The following is a 17,537-nucleotide window of genomic DNA, read 5'->3' as shown; positions in this document are numbered from 1 at the left end:
ACTGGAGGGGAAAATGAGGTGGGAATTAGGCTGAGTGTGCGCGATGAGCGAACGATTGGGATCCAAATCAACAGGTTCGGCAAAGCGGACATCCAGAAGTTAAAATCTATACCGGGGAGGAAGTGGATGCCAGACGAAGGCATATGGACGATTCCCTACACTATCGTTAACATCGAAAAGTTGCTGAATGCCTGCTCTAATGATGAAGTGAAGGTGGACCGGAACTCTTGGACCCATGAATCTCTCGTTCAGTCGTATACTCTATATTTGCTCAAACGGGAGTACTCCCATGCCTACGTCAACCAGGCGATCAGCGCGCTGAAATTCTATTTCCGGCATGTTCTTAACCTGAAAGAAACCGCTCCTTATATCAGGCCCAAAAAGGAGAACAAGCTGCCGAATGTGCTTTCGCTTGATGAGGTGATGCTCGTTCTAAAAGCCGTGAACAACCTGAAGCACCAGGCGATTCTGTACTTGACTTATTCTTCGGGCCTGCGGGTTGGCGAGGTGGTTCGGCTCCGGATTGAGGATTGCGACAACGCTCGGAAGGTGCTGCGTGTGCGCCAAGGGAAGGGAAGGAAAGACCGGATTACCCTGCTGTCCGATGCCGCTTATCAGCTGGTCCGTAAATATGTGGAGCAGGAGAAACCCGAACCTTGGCTGTTCCCCGGACAAACTCCCGGCCGACATCTGACCGAACGATCCGTGCAAAAAGTATTCGAAAAGGCGCTCTCCGCCTCCGGTGTGATGAAAAAGTTAGGCATCCATGCGCTGCGTCATTCTTTTGCCACTCACCTGCTTGAAAACGGAATTGATCTGCGCTATATCCAGGAGTTGCTCGGCCATCAGAGTTCTCGTACGACAGAGCGATATACCCATGTAAGTGTAAAGGATATCCGGCGGATTCAGAGTCCTCTGGACCGGATGTAGGGCAGGAATATGGTTGGAGGCGACTGGTGGGGTAGATGTGCGCTGGTACATGAATAAAGAATCCAATGTTGGATTCACGAAGTACAGAGATACCCAGTATTAAAGAGATATAGGAAGTTCAGAGATAAGTCGTTATACGTAATTACCGCTTTGGAAATTCAAAAATAGAATAGTGAGGGCGAACTTCGAATGGTGGAATTCCCAAAGATTGAAACGAAAAGATTGTTACTGAGGGAACTGACTTTATTGGATGCTAAATTGGTTCTCCGGCACTTCTCCGATTCAGAAGTAACACGATATATGGATATAGAGGTATGTCAAGATATCAGAGAAGCAGAGGAGATAATACAATTTCATATAGATGATGCAGGGTGCAGATACGGGATTTTTGATAAGACTAATAATGAATTGGTTGGAACGTGTGGGTTCCATTGTTGGGAAAAAGGACAAAATTCAAGAGCAGAAATTGGTTTTGATTTATCGTCTAGATATTGGGGACAAGGCTTAATGCAAGAAGCATTAGAAGAAGTTATTAGAATGGGTTTTGATATTATGGATTTAACCTATATTGAAGCAACCGTCGAAAATGAAAATATACGCTCACAAAGATTACTTAACAAAATGAATTTTATAAAACAAGTAGAATTGAAGGATAATCTAGATTATTACATATTAATGAAGCAAGCGTGATTTTTAAGCGACTCAAGGAAGGCGGTAACTACGTATAACACAGCATTCACGCTGCGGGCTAACGCCCTCGGTCTGCGGAAGAGAAATCACAGAAGCGATTGGCAGGCAGACAACCCTGCGAGGCTAAGTCTGGCGACCCGGCGCTGGTGCGCCTTAAGCCTCTCGGGTTCGCGAATGCAACAACGTTATGGGAAATTGACACAAAACTATTAGTGAGGGCTAGACATGGATGTAAATGAAAGAAGAAATAGACTTCAATACCTACTTGAACGACAAAAGTCGAAAAACAAAAAGAAAATGTCCAACTCTTTATTTGAAGAATGCTTGGTCGCTCTTGGGGATGAAGTGGCTATTTATAGCCAACAGAAAACGGAAGAGATCTATCAAAAATTTGAAGAAGAATACCCATTTACTACGTATGGCCGAATAGACTGGAAGAACAAGCAATATCAAGAGATAACTATCGAAGATCTAAATAAGAATCTGACTGATTTAGAAGAACGGTGCCTAATTGTATGGAGTCATGGCGAAGAACCGGTTATCGAAGCAAAACTAGTTGAGATTCTAAAGAATATTGATGATGTAACAGCTGTTTCTCCAGATGTATGGATATATAAGGAAAATGATTATGTGATCGAGTTATTTCATGATGGAATGATTAGGAAAGGCTATAAACACTAAGGAACTATCCAAAGATTTATATTGGTTAATCGAAGAAGTTGTCAACATCCCATAACACCGTATTCACGCTGCGTCGCTAACGCTCCTTGGTCCGGCCGAAGTTAAGAAGTCAGGAAGCAGAATCAGCCGGACAACCTCTGCGAACCTAAGTCTGACGACCCGTTCGCTTACGCTCACTTAAGGCTCTCGGGTTCGTGAATACCAGGACGTTATGTGAAATTATCGCAAAAACAAAAAGTCTCGAGGAGAAACAGCCGTGAGTAGAAGAATTATAATTGCTGAAATTGCCAAAGAACTAGCCTCAAGACCTTTGGTTGGAAATGATAAGAAATGTGGACCTGATTTAGAACCAATACTTGGGTATTTTCCTAGGAAGGATAAGAATATAGGATTCGATTGGTGTGCTGCTTTTGTATATCACTGTTGCTGTGAAGCTGGGTTGAAGCTTCCAATTCGATATCCGGAACCCGTTACTTGCAATTTTGCATGGGTTAAAGCTTGGTTAGATTGGAGTCAATTAACTGGATTTTACTTTCAAGCAAGTGACCTAACTTATACCCCAGAACATGGGGATTTGATTATCTTCGATAACATTTTAGGTGACGGGCCCCAAGATCACATTGGAGTGGTTCTGGGCATGGACAAGGATAAAGTAATTACAGCAGAAGGTAATTTTCACAATCGATCAGGCATATTCCATAGGGATCGACTTAAGAATGTTAATGGATTTATTAGGATTGACGATACGTATCAATACATGGCATAGATACTGGAAGTAAACTCAATGAAGGCGATAACATCACATAACACCGCATTCACATATCGGTCGGCATCCGCCGACCTCGGTCCGCAGAGGCAATTCGGAGAAGTGAATTCAGCGGACAACCCTGGGAACCTAACCGCGTCGCGGCCGGGACAAAGCCCCTTAAGGTTCTCGGGTTCGTGAATGCTGAAACGTTATGTGAAATAACACGGAATACAAAAAATTATAAAGGGGTTATATAGGGGGAATGAGAATTGGTGAAATATTTGACTCAAACGATGCTGTATCCAGGTGGGTAATTCAATTTTATTCAATTAGTAATGACCTTTTATTTACTAATTCAAAGATTGAACAACATTCCAAGCAAGAAGAACACTCTGCATTGTCGCTTTATTTTTTTAAATTAGCTTCTTCTCATTTAAAAGAAGCAGTAGATTTTTTTAAGGACTCAATGCAGTACAAGGAGATAACTGACTTTATTTCTATGTTTAATTGTAAGGATCAAGAAGATTTTAACGAATTATTAATGATTTTTGATACAGAAGAAGAACAGAGAACATACACAAACTTAAATAGCTTTAGGAACAATTCATTTCATTATCCAAAGTTAGATAATAAAGACTTAAAACAAGTTCTCAAAAAAGTAAAGAATTATGACTTGGAATTATTTGAACTTATTGAAGGGACTGAGAGGGCTTTATTTCTGACTTAATATCAACGCATTTAGTATTTAAATATCTTGGAGAAGGAAAGAACCTAAAGAAATCTCTTGATACTCTGGGTCGGGCAGCATCAATTTTATTAAGACTTAGAAAGAAAGTATTTAGATATTTTATAGAGATTAAGAAACCTAATATAGAGATTATTTATAAAGATATTTGAGGGTTACCCTTGAAAGCATGTTACTTCACATAACAATGCATTCAAGCTGCGGGCTACGCCCTGGGTCTGCGGAAGAAATTTCGAGGAGGTATTGGCAGGCAGACAACCCTGCGAGGCTAAGTCTTCGACCCGGCAGCTGCGCTGCCTTAAGCCTCTCGGGTTCGTGAATACAACAACGTTAGGTGAAATATATGCAAGGTTATTGAGGGGGAATATCATTGAAGAATATATTAATACCAATCGTTCTATTGATAGTTTTTACAACATTAATATCATGCAGTAGTTCAGATGATTATATTAAAGAAAGTGATCGAGGATATGATTCTAATGCCGCGATTAATCGCGGCGATATTGTTGATCTTCATGGAAAAGTCACGAACGCAGAAAAATTAGATTCATTTATTCTCAATATAGAAGAAAAAAGGAAAGATAAAATAAGAATAACCCGGTATACAATTGAAGGCGATCCAATATTTTATGATTTTAATTTTGATGGAAAATCCATTACATACAAATATGATAATTCAAATGATAAATTTGGTTCGAGCAATGTGAAAAGTACAGTATGTAACAATTTTACCAAGAATATTAATGGAACAACAATAGAATATAAGTTAGAGGAGTGTACAGGAAAGAATGCTGAAATAGGTAGTCATTTTAGATTTGAAATAGAACAATAAAGAATTATCCAGGATATTCAAAGAAGGCATTTACTTCATCTAACAATGTGTTCACGTATCGGCGGAGAAGCCGCCTCAAGGTATGTCGAGGAATTGATTGCCGGGACACATCCATTCACCTAACCGCATCGCGGCCGGTCGAGATCGTGCTAGTCGCACGACTCTGGCAGCTTAAGGTGAATGGACGTCGTGAACACGGTAACGTTAGACGAAAGATCACAAGAACTATTAATTAAGGATTATAGGAGTGTCAAATGAAAAACATTATTGAATACATTGATAATAACTTTCCGAATTTCGGAAGTGATGTTCATATTAGATTTGAACTAGGAGAACCATTTCGTAATGGATCCAATCGAAGAATAAAACAAGTAAACCAAAGAGTTGTAACTATATTTGAAGAAACATTTAATCAAAGTGACTTTATCTATGTTTTTATCAAAGATTGGGGTAATCAAGAAGATCCTATGTTTGGTAATACAACACATGAATATATTTACGAACTACTGAATGGTAAGACAATAGAAGAAGAAACATTATTTGATTTAGATGAAGACGTGGATGATGAAGGAAATAGAATTGAAATAAAAAATGAATATCAAATCAAAGTCTTAACAGGGCTCGTTTCATCATTTCCATATAGAGAAATACTTGAAGGAATTAGTCATTATGAGCAGGGCATAGAGCCATCTATAGGTCAAAGAGTATATTTTATTAGTAAAGATAAGAACATTGTATTTAACATGTATGATGATAGAGGTTGTATCATTCATTCTAGATCTAAGGAACAATTAAGACATCTCTATGTTAAATATAATGATTGGATAGTGAACTATTGGAGAGAGTATTTTGATAGTTTATACAAGGAAGAGTGATCCTTTGTCTAACACCATATTCACGCTTCGGGCCATTCGGCCCTCGGTCCGCCCGAGGCATTTCAGAGGAGAGTAATCAGCTGGACACATCCGCATCACCTAACCGCATCGCGGCCGCCCTACGGGATTAAGGTGGTGGGACGTCGTGAATACACAAATGTTATATGAAATCAACGGTAAGATCATGAAATGTTCTGAATAGGAGGGATTTTGTGGGGCTCATGCTGGAAGAAAAGACAAGGCGGAAAATTGAGGAAGGCAAAAGGGCTGTATTTACATTGTCTGCATATACTTATGATTTTCAACCTGATAACAATGAAGGCTGCTATACTTGTAATATTAGACTGTTTGATATCAATAACCATATTGTTGATGAGTATTATAGGCACTTTCTCGTTAGTGACTATAGTGACAATCATTATAAACGATTTATTTCAAAATTTTGTGGAGACATAAATTACCGGGAACAGTTCAATATCAAGAAGGATACCGTGGAGCGACGTAACAATAATGAAATTGATGAGGAAATTGTAGACATAATAAATAGATTAAACTTAATGGGACTTCGAACTAAATATTCTTGTCAGGGCACTAAGACTCCATGGAAGGACAGGCCACATAAAAGTGATGGACACAGTATAACGGCATATATAACTTTTCAAGAAAATTTGCCGAAACAATTCATAGTACTGGCTAGAGAATGTGATTTTATTGATGTTAACACCACGACAATTCAATCTAAGCGTCGTGAATTTAATACACATTTTCCCGAATGCGTGACCAGAATAATAGATAAGTCGGAATCCGTGAGAAGTAATCATTGAAAGGGCTCTCCCAGTAATTCGAAGATGTCGTTGACATCACATAACAATGCATTCACGCTGCCGTACTCTCCGAGTCCCTTGGTCGCCAGAGGGATATCAGGGGAGCAGATTCAGGCGACAACCCTGCGAACCTAACCGCGTCGCGGCCGGGCCTATGCCCTTAAGGCTCTCAGGTTCGTGAATGCGGGAACGTTATCGGAAACCGTCTATAACATAAAGACAATAAACCATTAAGATCAAATTACAAGAAATAATAGGAGAAGGATGAATAGTGTATGCCAAAGCCACTACAAAGAGCGGAAGGAATTATTTGTAATCATGAATTCACAAGATTTTTAGTTCAATGTGATACGGATGAATCCTTTTACAGATTTCCTGGTGGGAGCATCGAATTTGGTGAAACAGCAAGTGAAGCAATAGTTAGAGAATTACTAGAAGGATTTGATTTAACAGTTTCAGTTGGGACCTCGCATTAATAAATGAAAGTATTATAGAGTATGACGGAAAGCAAAGACATGACTGTACATTACTTCATTGGTGTAAACTTAACACCGAATCAGATCTTGTACAGTTCAATTGCATAAAGAATGTGAAGGAATAAAGTTAAAATGGAAAACAATTGATGAATTACGAATCAAACCCTTATACCCTGAAGGAATATTTGAAATCTTAGAGATGAAGAAGACGACAGAACGACATCATACAATCATTAGAAAGACATATTAAAAGATATTTTGAAAGGTAAATTCAAGGAATACCACAAACTGATTATAGTAACTAACCAGCTCCTAACTACTCTATAACACAATGTAAAACAAGATCGATTCGAGAAGATCAGGCTACACATAGTTAAATTCGTAAACAAATAATTTAAGTTCAAGGGACGATCCAGATCAAAGACTGATTTTAAGATCGAGAACGTGCTTAAGATTAAGAACAATTTAGCAGATTCAAGGAAGGCCCGAACTATCTCATAACACAGCATTCACGCTGCGGGCTAACGCCCTGGGTCTGCGGAAGAGAAATCGGGGAAGCGATTGGCAGGCAGACAACCCTAACGGGTTCGTGAATACCAGAACGTTATCTGAAACCAGCAAGATGGATTTTCTAGTGAATTGAGGGAGAGGAATAATGAAAAACAAGACAATTATCGCAGTCTCTATTTTGACGCTAGTTCTCATTTCTGGAATATTTGGCTTTCTATTAGGTATATCTTTTAAAGGAGAATCAAATCAGAACGACAGTAAAGACCAAAATGGCAATCGATATCAAATGATAAATGTAAACGAAAACAATATCATAATATTTGATCAACAAACCGGTGACTATTGGAGGAGATTCATACCTTCTAATGAAGGGCCTACAGAATGGGAAAAGGAAAAGTCGCCAATAAACAAATAAATAAAGCATGAATAAAGCGATTTTAAGGGTGAATCTTCGAAGTTGCTGGCATCAGATAACAATGTGTTCACACATCGGCGGACAAGCCGCCTCGGTCCCGGAAGATAAGTCGAAGATGTAGTTGCCAGGCCACATCCATTCACCCAACCGCATCGCGGCCAGCCGAGATCGTGCTCGACGCAAGACTCTGGCAGCTTAGGGTGAATGAACGTCGCGAATACAACAACGTTATCTGAAAGAATGCTTACTAAATAAAATGATTATAATAGTGTAATTCAAGAGGGGGAAATTCAATGGCTTCCTATTCATTCTTCGATTTAATAGATGAAGTATTCAAAAAGGTAAAAGAACCTCTATCTGAGCGAGAGATATGGGATAAAGCAAAAGAATTAGGGGTCGATAAGAAAGTTGGTAGTGTAGGTAAGACTCCATGGAAGACTATTAGCGCAAGAATTTATGTGAATATGAGAGATAATTTAAATTCGAAGTATGTTAAGGTTGGAAAACGTCCAACTCGATTTTATTTAAGAGAATATCAGGAAGAAGAAATTCCTTCAGAGATAGAGAAAAAATTAGAAAGTAAAGAGCAATTCAAAAAAAATTATAAGTTTAATGAACGAGATTTGCATCCTATACTCGTAAAATTTATTAATGAAGATCAACACTTTAAGGCATATTCTCGCACAATTTATCACGAATACTCGCTTAAAAAGCAAAAAGGTGAAAATAAATGGATTCATCCAGATATTGTAGGAGTTTATTTTCCGTTTGAAGATTTCGATAAATTGACCACTGATGTACAGAAATCACTATCAGTAAATTCGATTAAACTATATTCATTTGAGCTTAAAGTTAATTTGAATTTTTCTAATTTAAGAGAGTATTATTTTCAAGCTGTCTCGAATTCAAGTTGGGCTAATGAAGGATATTTAGTTTGTTTAGAGATCAAAGATGATGCGGAATTGATGAACGAGTTACAAAGGTTAAGTAGTGCTTTTGGTATTGGGATTATCAAGCTTAATAGTGAGGTTGTATCACAGAGCGAGATTATATTACCAGCTAGAGATAGAAGTGATCTTGATTGGACTACAATAGATAGACTAATTGGACTTAATGAAAACTTCAAAAAGTTTTTTATACATATAACTGAGGATATTAAGATAGGAAAAGTAAAGAGTGAGTATGATCCGATCAAGACAGATGATGAGATGGATGTTTATTTAAGAAATAAGGATTTTGGAAGTTAATTCAAGGCTGGCATTCCATCAGATAACAAAGCATTCACGCTGCGGGCCCTAACGATCCCTTGGTCTGCAGAAGTAGAGGCGAGGAGTTAATGCTGCAGACAACCCTGCGAGGCTAAGTCTCCGACCCGGCGCTAACGCGCCTTAAGCCTCTCGGGTTCGTGAATGCGGAAACGTTATACGAAATTGATTAGAGAATATTTTTGGAGGTAAGTTTTATGAAGACTTCACCAATGCTGAATCATGCCATTGAATCGTTCCAACATGGAGTTGAACATTATTTAGATGGCACTATTGTAAGCAGAAAATTTGCCGTTCTTCACATAGATCATGCATTAGAATTGTTCTTAAAAGAAAAAGTAGTTCAACTTGGTAAATCAATATATAAGTCTGATGGCAACACACTCTCATTACATGAAACACTAAATAGTTTAAAAGAAATCAAGATAATAGAATTACCAAGACTTCAAGAGATACATGATTTACGCAATACAATTCAACATAAGGGCATTACGCCTGATGAGATGACAACCGAGTTTCTTGTAGATGTTGCATATCATTTTATAAAAAGATTTGCTACCGAAGAATTACAACTGGACTTTAACAACATTTTACCTGAGCGATATGTCAGATTAATGGAGCCAGAATCACAGAAGTTTAAGCTACCTGATATTAAATATTTGCCATCAATCGATTATAATTCTGATCAACAACCTATAGATCAAGTTATAAATGCATTTACTGTATTTGATAAGTACGTGAAAGCCTGGCAAGAGAATAATCCAGGATTAATCGGATTTAGACCTACTGTTACAGAATTAGCAGTTGTTAATGGATATGATAAAACAGAAGTAAAACAAATGTTAATGACCATATTTTCACTAAAGACCAAAGTTACTCAAAGTGAATACTTTCCTTCAGAAGATGAAACAAAGAAGTTTATTGATCTAATTAATGGACTTATATTTATGATGGTTATTAACAAGAATAATTTTTGAAAGCGGAAGCGAAGAAGAGTCAATGTCGTATAACAATGTGTTCACGCATCGGCAGACAGGCTACCTTGGTCCCGGGAGATAAGTCGGGGAGTAATTACCGTGACACATCCGCACCACCTAACCGCATTGTGGCCGGCCCTACTGGCCTTAAGGTGGTGGGACGTTGTGAACACGGAAACGTTATACGCAATTGCACTTTATGAAATAAAAAAATAAAATAGAAAAGTATAATTTACATTATCTAGGGGGAATTATGAGAATTTTTCGTTCACATAGATTAGATGAGAGACAGCAAGGCATTGAAAAACTGAATAAATTAAAAAGTAATAGAAATAAAACTTTAGTGATTCACTATTCGTGTGAATCATTTTTTAATCTTGAAGGTAGAACACCTCGTGTTACAAGTATTTGTGTGAAAAACAGAGCAAGTGGTGAATCTAAAGCGTTCTCTATACATTTGCAAGCTCAGTTCAAAAAGATAAATTTAGCTGTTGCATCAGTACAAGATATTGATTTGTTGGAGAAAGAAATGTTGTCAGAATTTAATTCATATGTTAAAAAAAATAGTCCGTATTGCTGGGTACATTGGAATATGAGAAATGCAAGTTATGGGTTTGAAGCAATCGCAAATAGGTGTAGGATCGTAGGAGGTAGAACATTTACAATTGAAGATGATCAAAAATTTGACTTGTCTGATATCTTAGGTAAGTTATATACATATAATTTTGTTGAGCATCAACCATCAGGACAGTTACTTAATATGTCACATTTAAATGCGATTTCCACAAAAGATGCTCTTACCGGTAAAGACGAAGCTGAAGCATTTGAAAATAAGGACTATTTAAAGCTACATATGTCAACTATGAGGAAAGTTGAAATGGTTGATAGAATATTGAATTTACTAGAACAAGATAACACCAAGATAAAGTCAAAGAAAACAGAGATATATGGATTAAGTTTTTTAGGAGTAATTGAAATAGTAAGAAGCTCACCATTGTTATTAATTATTTGGTCAATTATCATTTTCATCTTGGGTGCAGCGATGGAGCCAGTTATTCAAAGATTTTTTGGTACTTCATGAAGAGTTAGTATGTTAATCGAAGATGATGCAACTGCGTATAACATAGTATTCACGCTGCGGGGCTACCACCCCTAGGTTGTCAGATGTATAATCATGGAAGGAGCTCAGACAACAAATGACCCAGCCTAAGATAAGAGCTATCTAAGGCTGGGTCATTTCGTGAATATAAGAACGTTATGTGAAATAATAGGAAACCAGGTGAATAACATAAAAACCTACACTTCTTTTTTAAATAAAGAACAAATAATGATTTTAAAGAGTTATATAGGAAGAACAGTACAAATAATTAATTCCCAGGAGCGGAAACCAGATACAAATCGTCTTATATTGGTTCATACTATAATTTTAGCATTCAAATTGAACCAGACTTTTTTTAAAATTATTAAGAATGAGTGGCTTGAAACAGAACATTATAATTATTACTGGAAATTAACTATAGAAAGATCAACAAAACCCGAAGGAATAAATTATGATAGTAATCGCAAATGCTATTTTGGTCCACATTATTCATTTAATCTGCCTAGATCATTAAAAGTAAATAAAATAGAGATATATGATAGGGCAGAGACCATCGGTGAAGAAATAATTAGATTTGATTACGGAATTATATTTTATTTAGAGGAACAAATAACAATGGCTTTTTTCCCAATGAAAAGCATAGCGGATGGAATTAAAATGAATTTAGATAAGGATAGTATTGAGGATGCTATAAGTGAATGTAGCTTACGACAAGTAATTATGTAGTAAATCAAAGAAGTCGATTACATCACATCACATAACATAACATTCACGCTACGAGCCCTTTCGTTCCCTTGGTCTGCAGAAGCAAAGGCGGGGAAGTTATTGCTGCAGACAACTCTGCGAGGCTAAGTCTACGACCCGGCGCTTAAGCGCTTTAAGCCTCTCGGGTTCGTGAATGCGGAAACGTTATGTGAAACCGCTAAAAAAAATTAAAAATACAAACAGGAGAACCAAATGACAAAAGAACAATTCAATCTCATGAGTTTTATGGAAGGATATGTAAGGAACTATAGAAAATTAAACCTTCATCAAGCAACTAATCGCTCTATGTTTACCAAAAGAGAGATTGATTACTTTGCGAATTTGGGTGAAATGCTTGGCCTATTCTCATTTGTAGAAGATACGAAACCTAATTTGGATTATGGTAGATCACGGCCGATGGACTTGTCGTGGTGGAAATGGGATGAAAGAATCGACAAAGAGAATTATTTATATGTTGTTCTACATCTCGAACGAGAAAATCTATTTAAAAAAGATATTGAAACGATTGATAAATTATTTTGTAAGACAGAGGAGTATTATGTACCACATTATGTAATAGGAATCCAAAATGTTGAAAGTAAAGAGAGAATAACATATCTCAATAATTTGGTAGGAGAAAGAAATTTGAAGCAAGGATCTGAAGTGCTCATGATGTATCGTTATTATGATGAAGTGAATAGTTTAGATAGAATTGAAGCTTATCATTTCAATGAATTAAGTAAGATTATAAATAGTAGGAAAGCCATATCAATAATTGATAATACAGGATATTGGTGCATGGCTTTTGTAGAAGAATACGAAACATGGAAGTGAATTATTCAGTGATTCGAAGATGTGGCGGCATCACATAACATCGTATTCACGCTGCGGGCCTTACGACCCTTGGTCTGCAGAAGCATTTTCGAAGAAATGGATTCAGCAGACAACCCTGCGAGGCTAAGTCTTCGACCCGGCCTGACGCGCCTTAAGCCTTTCAGGCTCGTGAATACAAGAACGTTAGAAGAAATCAATGCAAAGCCATGTTGGGGGAGATTCAATGAAGATAGAATTAAAGCCTTTAAATACATCAGATTTTTCTGTTGTTGTTGAGTGGGTAAATCAACATGATCAAGACTTTTTAATGCAATGGGCAGGTCCAACATATCAGTTTCCTCTTACCGTTGAACAGGTGGAAGAACATTACTCTAAAGGAATCAACTCGTTAGAATCTGATGTGTACCTTTATATGATTAAAGATTTAACAAATAACGAACCAATAGGATCAATTCAAATAGGTAGGTTCGATATAAACAATAAGGAAGCGATTATTGGAAGATTTTTAATGAAAGATGATGAAGGTTACAGGGGACAAGGTATAGGAAGGCGAGCACTTTATCAATTAGTTCAGATGGGATTTGAGATATTTCAATTGAACAGAATAAAACTTAATGTCTATGATATCAACAAGCGAGCAATTGAGTGCTATGAAGTGTAGGATTTAAGAAAGGAAAGATAACAGAAAACGTATATAGATCTTTAAAGAACGAAGAATGGAATAATATTGAAATGGTACTAAATAAGGAATCATGGATGAATTGCAGAGAAAGCAATGACTTCCTCTAACATTACATTCACGCTGCGGGCCCTAACGATCCCTTGGTCTGCAGAAGTAGAGGCGAGGAGTTAATGCTGCAGACAACCCTACGAGGTTAAGTCTTCGACCCGGCTTGACGCGCCTTAAGACTATCGAGTTCGTGAATGCGGAAACGTTAGATGAAATAACGAAGAGATTTGTTATTGGGGGTTGGATCATTGAAGTATTCAACAGTAGTCCTTGATTTGGACGGTACATTATTAAACTCTAAGAAAGAAGTATCAAAGAGAAACTTAGAAGCCGTTTTATCGTGTTATCAAAGAGGAATGAGAATTATCATTGCTACAGCTCGACCGCCTAGGGCTGTTAATTGGTTTCTTCCTAAGGATTTATTGGATATCGGAGCTTTTGTATATTACAACGGAGCACAGGTAATATGTAAGAAATCTAAGATAGAATTTAGTGAATCAATCCCTGCTAATGTAACTTCAGAAATTCTTGATTACTGTTTGCAGCATGATCCTCTGATTGAACTCACGATGGAAGTGAATGACGAGTGGTTTAGTTTAATAGAGCTTGATTATATTACCTCGATGAATGCAAGATCAAACCCCATTGTTAAACCCTTAAATGAGATGAAGCAATATGAAGCAACGAAGATACTCCTCTCTGGAAATAATCAGATTCTGGGACTGTTTACTAAGTTTGAAGATAAAATAAATATAATAACTACGGATAATAATCAATTGATACAAATCATGCCGCTCCTAGCATCTAAGGAGTCAGCAATAACTAAACTATGCAATTTGTATAATGTAGAGCTGGATTCAGTTATTGTATTTGGTGATGATCATAATGATATAGGTCTTTTTAAGAAAGCTGGATATTCCATCGCCATGGCAAATGCTATTGAGGGATTGAAGGAAATTGCTGATGAAATAACCGATAGCAATGATCATGATGGAGTAGCTGTAAGCCTAGAAAAGTATTTCAAAGAAGAGTAGCACAGCGTATAACAACGTATTCCCACTTCGGGCATTCGGCCCTCGGTCCACCAGATGGATTTCGAAGAAGCGGATTCAGCGGACAACTCTACACCACCTAACCGCGTCGCGGCCGGTCCTTCGGATTCTTAAGGTGGTGAGGGTTCGTGAATACACCAACGTTATATGAAACCACTTGATAATTATATTTTTAAGGAGTATCGAGGATGAGACTGCAAAAAATACATTACTACTCATAGTTATAGTTCTTTTCTTAGTACTCTTCACCTATAAAATTATGAAAGATTATAAGTTAGATTCTCAATATGTTAGCGGGCTTCTGGGGGTAATTGTCGGTGGAGTATTATAACGAACTACCAATAAAAATTAGGAAGATTTCCCAATTAAATAACCGTTAAGAGAAGAACTACTGAAATTTTACTATAGCAACCTTAATTTTAGAGAAAGTAGAAACAGTTACGGTGAAATTGTTTTTATACCAACAAATGAATATCTAGGGCATGTATGCAAACTATGATTTTTTAAAAATTGGGTAAATAGTAGGTGTGATAAGACGATACGAAATCTGTGATAACCAATGGGAAAAAATCAAGGATCATCTGCCGTCGGAACGAAAACCCCAAGGAGGGAACACCCCGAAAGACCATCGCCAGATGCTGAATGCCATGCTGTGGGTGGCGCGAACAGGTGCGCCCTGGCGAGATTTACCGGAAACCTACGGCTCCTGGTCCACCGTCTACAGCCGGGTTCGCCGCTGGCAAATCGCCGGCATTTGGGACTGGATTTAAGAGCATGTCTCGATTGAACCCGACCTTGAAAGCATCATGATCGATGCGACGATTGTACGTGTTCATTAATATGGAGCGGGTACAAAAGGGGGGCCTTCAGCAGGCCATTGGCTGATCCCGGGGAGGCTTGACAACCCAAATCCACTCACAAATCCACGCAGTTAACACGGTAAAGGTAAGCGTAAACTCCGGGTTGCCTGGATCGCCGCTGAGCAGCAGCATGCCGACAGGCACGACGAAGGAAATCAGTGAGAGCACGATCACGACAAACAGGCTATAGGAGGCTTTGTACATATCGGTGGTTTATGCGACAGAACCCGGTATTTTTCCACTGCCCGCTTAAAGGTCAGGAAGGATTTGGCTGTCACGCCGAAAATCTTCACCGCCTGGATGCCCCCGCACATACTCGACGCCCGCCGCGTTCATTTCCTCCAGAAAAGAATTGTAATCCCGGTAATCCTGCTTCCCTTCTTCACTGGCAATACACATGGCCCTGCAGCCACAACACAAAAATGACCAGAACCAGCAGCACAAGCGCCATCCGCCAATCGAGCCAGAACAAGTATCCGATCAGCAAAAGCGGAAATACCCCTGTTCATAGATTTTTTCAACTTGTTGGCAATTTACTTTACAAAATAAACCATAGAATATATTGACAGAATATGAACGTAAATATATACTTTGGTCATTGTATACAAATCCTAGCTATTTAGTATGAAATATTACTGTGACTATTGCCTTTACGGATCACCGGGCGTCAAATGGGGTAAGAGAGGATGGATAGCGAATGGGCAAGATCAATTTGAGGTTGACTGAAGTTCAGAATCGCGAGCGGCGGCTCGGCACAATCATCGCCTGGAACGGAACAGCATCGGATCTGCACACGCAATCAGGCTATCAGCAAAGAGGAAGCGGATGTAAAAGCAATAAAGATGGATGCCGGCTGTGTGAAGCCAAAGGACCTTTCACTCAAGGCTCGGTGTGCAGTGAGCAAATGGTTGAATGTCAGGCAGGCAATGTCAGAGATGCGGTGCTGATCCAGCATTCACCTATCGGCTGCGGCGCCGGACAAGTTCCCTACAATTCAATCTACCGCAATGGATTGGCCATGAGAGGCCATAAAGTCGAGAATATTCGAATTATCAATACAAACCTGCAGGAGACGGATATGGTGTTTGGCGCGCTTGGCAAACTCAAGCAATCCATTGACGATGCATGGGAAAGATATTCGCCCAAAGCCATTTTCATAGGAACCTCCTGCCCTACCGGGATCATTGGCGAAGATATTGAAAGTGTTGCAAGGAAGAAACAAGAGGAGCTGGGGATTCCCGTCATTCCTCTTTTCTGTGAAGGATTCAGATCGAAGCATTGGAGTACCGGCTTTGACGCGACCCAGCATGGCATTTTGCGACAGATTGTGAAAAAAAGCACGAAAAAACAAGAGGATCTCGTCAATGTCATCAGTCTTTGGGGTTCGGATATCTTTACCCCTATGTTCAAAGAGCTTAATCTAAGAGTCAATTATGTTGTGGATATGGCATCCGTCTCCGATCTCGAGCAATTGTCTGAAGCGGCGGCAACCGTAGGCTTCTGCTATACGCTCTCATCGTATATGGCGGCGGCGCTGGAGCAGGAATTTGGCGTGCCCGAAGTCAAAGCTCCGATGCCCTACGGCTTCGCCGGAACCGATGCATGGCTTCGCGAGCTCGGCAAAGTCACCCATCGGGAAGAGCTTGTAGAGCAGTACATCGCGAAGGAACACGCCAGAGTGAAGCCGAAGATCGCCGAGCTTAAGAAGAAGCTTCAGGGCTTAAAAGGATACGTAGCTACAGGCTCCGCTTACGCCCACGGACTGATTCAAGTATTGAGAGAGCTGGATATTCAGGTAGACGGCTCGCTAGTGTTCCACCATGATCCCGTTTATGACAGCGGAGATGCCAGAGAGGATTCATTGGGGCACCTGATTGAACATTACGGCGAGGTCCCGTCGTTTAATGTGAGCAACAGGCAGCAGTATCAATTTTACGGTTTGCTGCAGGAGGTCAAGCCGGATTTTATCCTGATCAGACATAACGGTCTCGCGCCGCTGGCTTCCAAGCTCGGTATCCCCGCAGCCCCGCTGGGCGATGAACATATCGCGATCGGCTACGAAGGCATCGTTAATCTGGGTGAAGCGATTCTGAACATTCTCGCCCATAAAAAATTTCACGATGATCTGAAAAAGCACGCAAAACTCCCCTACAAAAAGTGGTGGCTTGAACAAAAAGACCCCTACATTCTCGCCAAGCACCCGGAATTGATCGATGCGTAAACAATGATTTTCATAGAAAAGGAGAACTA

Annotated in this window: 20 protein-coding genes and 1 pseudogene; 19 read left to right on the top strand and 2 right to left on the bottom strand. The window is 39.1% G+C overall.

All coding sequences use genetic code 11. The annotated features are described in order from the left end of the window. Positions 1–126: 126 nt before the first annotated feature. From PUR_RS21230 to PUR_RS21145, 18 genes and pseudogenes are all read left to right on the top strand, one after another. Positions 127–930 carry a tyrosine-type recombinase/integrase gene (locus PUR_RS21230; RefSeq protein ID WP_179036964.1) on the top strand — a complete coding sequence of 268 codons (804 nt, stop codon included), beginning with the start codon at positions 127–129 and terminating at the stop codon, positions 928–930. A 189-nt stretch (positions 931–1,119) separates the two neighbouring features. After that, positions 1,120–1,620 carry a GNAT family N-acetyltransferase gene (locus PUR_RS21225; RefSeq protein WP_179036963.1) on the top strand — a complete coding sequence of 167 codons (501 nt, stop codon included), beginning with the start codon at positions 1,120–1,122 and terminating at the stop codon, positions 1,618–1,620. A gap of 225 nt (positions 1,621–1,845) precedes the next feature. Beyond that, positions 1,846–2,301, top strand: a complete 456-nt coding sequence (locus tag PUR_RS21220) for a CDI toxin immunity protein (RefSeq protein WP_179036962.1) — start codon at positions 1,846–1,848, stop codon at positions 2,299–2,301. A gap of 256 nt (positions 2,302–2,557) precedes the next feature. Then, positions 2,558–3,067: a CHAP domain-containing protein gene (locus tag PUR_RS21215; RefSeq protein WP_179036961.1), complete on the top strand. Its 510-nt coding sequence runs from the start codon at positions 2,558–2,560 to the stop codon at positions 3,065–3,067. 244 nt (positions 3,068–3,311) lie between these two features. Further along, entirely contained in the window at positions 3,312–3,776 is a 465-nt protein-coding gene (locus tag PUR_RS21210; protein WP_179036960.1) for a hypothetical protein, read from the top strand. Positions 3,777–4,164: 388 nt separating this feature from the next. Next, the gene (locus tag PUR_RS21205) at positions 4,165–4,626 is read left to right on the top strand and encodes a DUF4362 domain-containing protein (RefSeq protein ID WP_179036959.1); all 462 of its coding nucleotides are present in this window, start codon (positions 4,165–4,167) and stop codon (positions 4,624–4,626) included. A gap of 254 nt (positions 4,627–4,880) precedes the next feature. Further along, positions 4,881–5,501 carry a DUF3885 domain-containing protein gene (locus PUR_RS21200; protein WP_179036958.1) on the top strand — a complete coding sequence of 207 codons (621 nt, stop codon included), beginning with the start codon at positions 4,881–4,883 and terminating at the stop codon, positions 5,499–5,501. Positions 5,502–5,713: 212 nt separating this feature from the next. Beyond that, positions 5,714–6,325 (top strand): hypothetical protein, encoded by a 612-nt coding sequence (locus tag PUR_RS21195; RefSeq protein ID WP_179036957.1) that lies wholly within the window; start codon positions 5,714–5,716, stop codon positions 6,323–6,325. Positions 6,326–6,600: 275 nt separating this feature from the next. Next, positions 6,601–7,051, top strand: a pseudogene (locus tag PUR_RS21190) (NUDIX domain-containing protein). A 405-nt stretch (positions 7,052–7,456) separates the two neighbouring features. Then, positions 7,457–7,726 (top strand): hypothetical protein, encoded by a 270-nt coding sequence (locus tag PUR_RS21185; protein WP_025336302.1) that lies wholly within the window; start codon positions 7,457–7,459, stop codon positions 7,724–7,726. A gap of 293 nt (positions 7,727–8,019) precedes the next feature. After that, the gene (locus PUR_RS21180) at positions 8,020–8,973 is read left to right on the top strand and encodes a COG2958 family protein (protein ID WP_179036956.1); all 954 of its coding nucleotides are present in this window, start codon (positions 8,020–8,022) and stop codon (positions 8,971–8,973) included. A gap of 215 nt (positions 8,974–9,188) precedes the next feature. Continuing rightward, positions 9,189–9,968, top strand: a complete 780-nt coding sequence (locus tag PUR_RS21175; RefSeq protein WP_179036955.1) for a hypothetical protein — start codon at positions 9,189–9,191, stop codon at positions 9,966–9,968. A gap of 253 nt (positions 9,969–10,221) precedes the next feature. Continuing rightward, positions 10,222–11,049, top strand: a complete 828-nt coding sequence (locus tag PUR_RS21170; protein ID WP_179036954.1) for a hypothetical protein — start codon at positions 10,222–10,224, stop codon at positions 11,047–11,049. Between the two features lie 159 nt (positions 11,050–11,208). Further along, complete coding sequence (locus PUR_RS21165; RefSeq protein ID WP_179036953.1) at positions 11,209–11,793, top strand: hypothetical protein; 585 nt, start codon at positions 11,209–11,211, stop codon at positions 11,791–11,793. 231 nt (positions 11,794–12,024) lie between these two features. After that, complete coding sequence (locus PUR_RS21160) at positions 12,025–12,645, top strand: hypothetical protein (protein ID WP_179036952.1); 621 nt, start codon at positions 12,025–12,027, stop codon at positions 12,643–12,645. A 223-nt stretch (positions 12,646–12,868) separates the two neighbouring features. Then, complete coding sequence (locus tag PUR_RS21155; protein ID WP_179036951.1) at positions 12,869–13,306, top strand: GNAT family N-acetyltransferase; 438 nt, start codon at positions 12,869–12,871, stop codon at positions 13,304–13,306. Between the two features lie 317 nt (positions 13,307–13,623). Further along, positions 13,624–14,409 carry a Cof-type HAD-IIB family hydrolase gene (locus tag PUR_RS21150; protein ID WP_179036950.1) on the top strand — a complete coding sequence of 262 codons (786 nt, stop codon included), beginning with the start codon at positions 13,624–13,626 and terminating at the stop codon, positions 14,407–14,409. 545 nt (positions 14,410–14,954) lie between these two features. Beyond that, entirely contained in the window at positions 14,955–15,197 is a 243-nt protein-coding gene (locus PUR_RS21145) for a transposase (RefSeq protein WP_179036949.1), read from the top strand. A 96-nt stretch (positions 15,198–15,293) separates the two neighbouring features. Here PUR_RS21145 and PUR_RS21140 read toward each other — a convergent pair whose 3' ends face one another. Together PUR_RS21140 and PUR_RS21135 are read right to left on the bottom strand one after the other, a co-directional pair. Further along, a complete protein-coding gene (locus PUR_RS21140; RefSeq protein ID WP_179036948.1) occupies positions 15,294–15,491 on the bottom strand; it encodes a hypothetical protein in 198 nt (65 codons plus the stop codon). Positions 15,492–15,536: 45 nt separating this feature from the next. Further along, complete coding sequence (locus tag PUR_RS21135) at positions 15,537–15,686, bottom strand: hypothetical protein (protein WP_179036947.1); 150 nt, start codon at positions 15,684–15,686, stop codon at positions 15,537–15,539. Positions 15,687–15,984: 298 nt separating this feature from the next. Here PUR_RS21135 and PUR_RS21130 point away from each other — a divergent pair, with 298 nt between their 5' ends. Continuing rightward, positions 15,985–17,508, top strand: coding sequence for a nitrogenase component 1 (locus PUR_RS21130; RefSeq protein WP_179036946.1), 1,524 nt, complete (start codon positions 15,985–15,987; stop codon positions 17,506–17,508). Positions 17,509–17,537: the final 29 nt, after the last annotated feature.

Source organism: Paenibacillus sp. URB8-2, assembly GCF_013393385.1.
Lineage (GTDB): Bacteria > Bacillota > Bacilli > Paenibacillales > Paenibacillaceae > Paenibacillus_AQ.
Note: the sequence above shows the minus strand (reverse complement) of the source record. Positions and strands in the feature narration are given on the sequence as shown.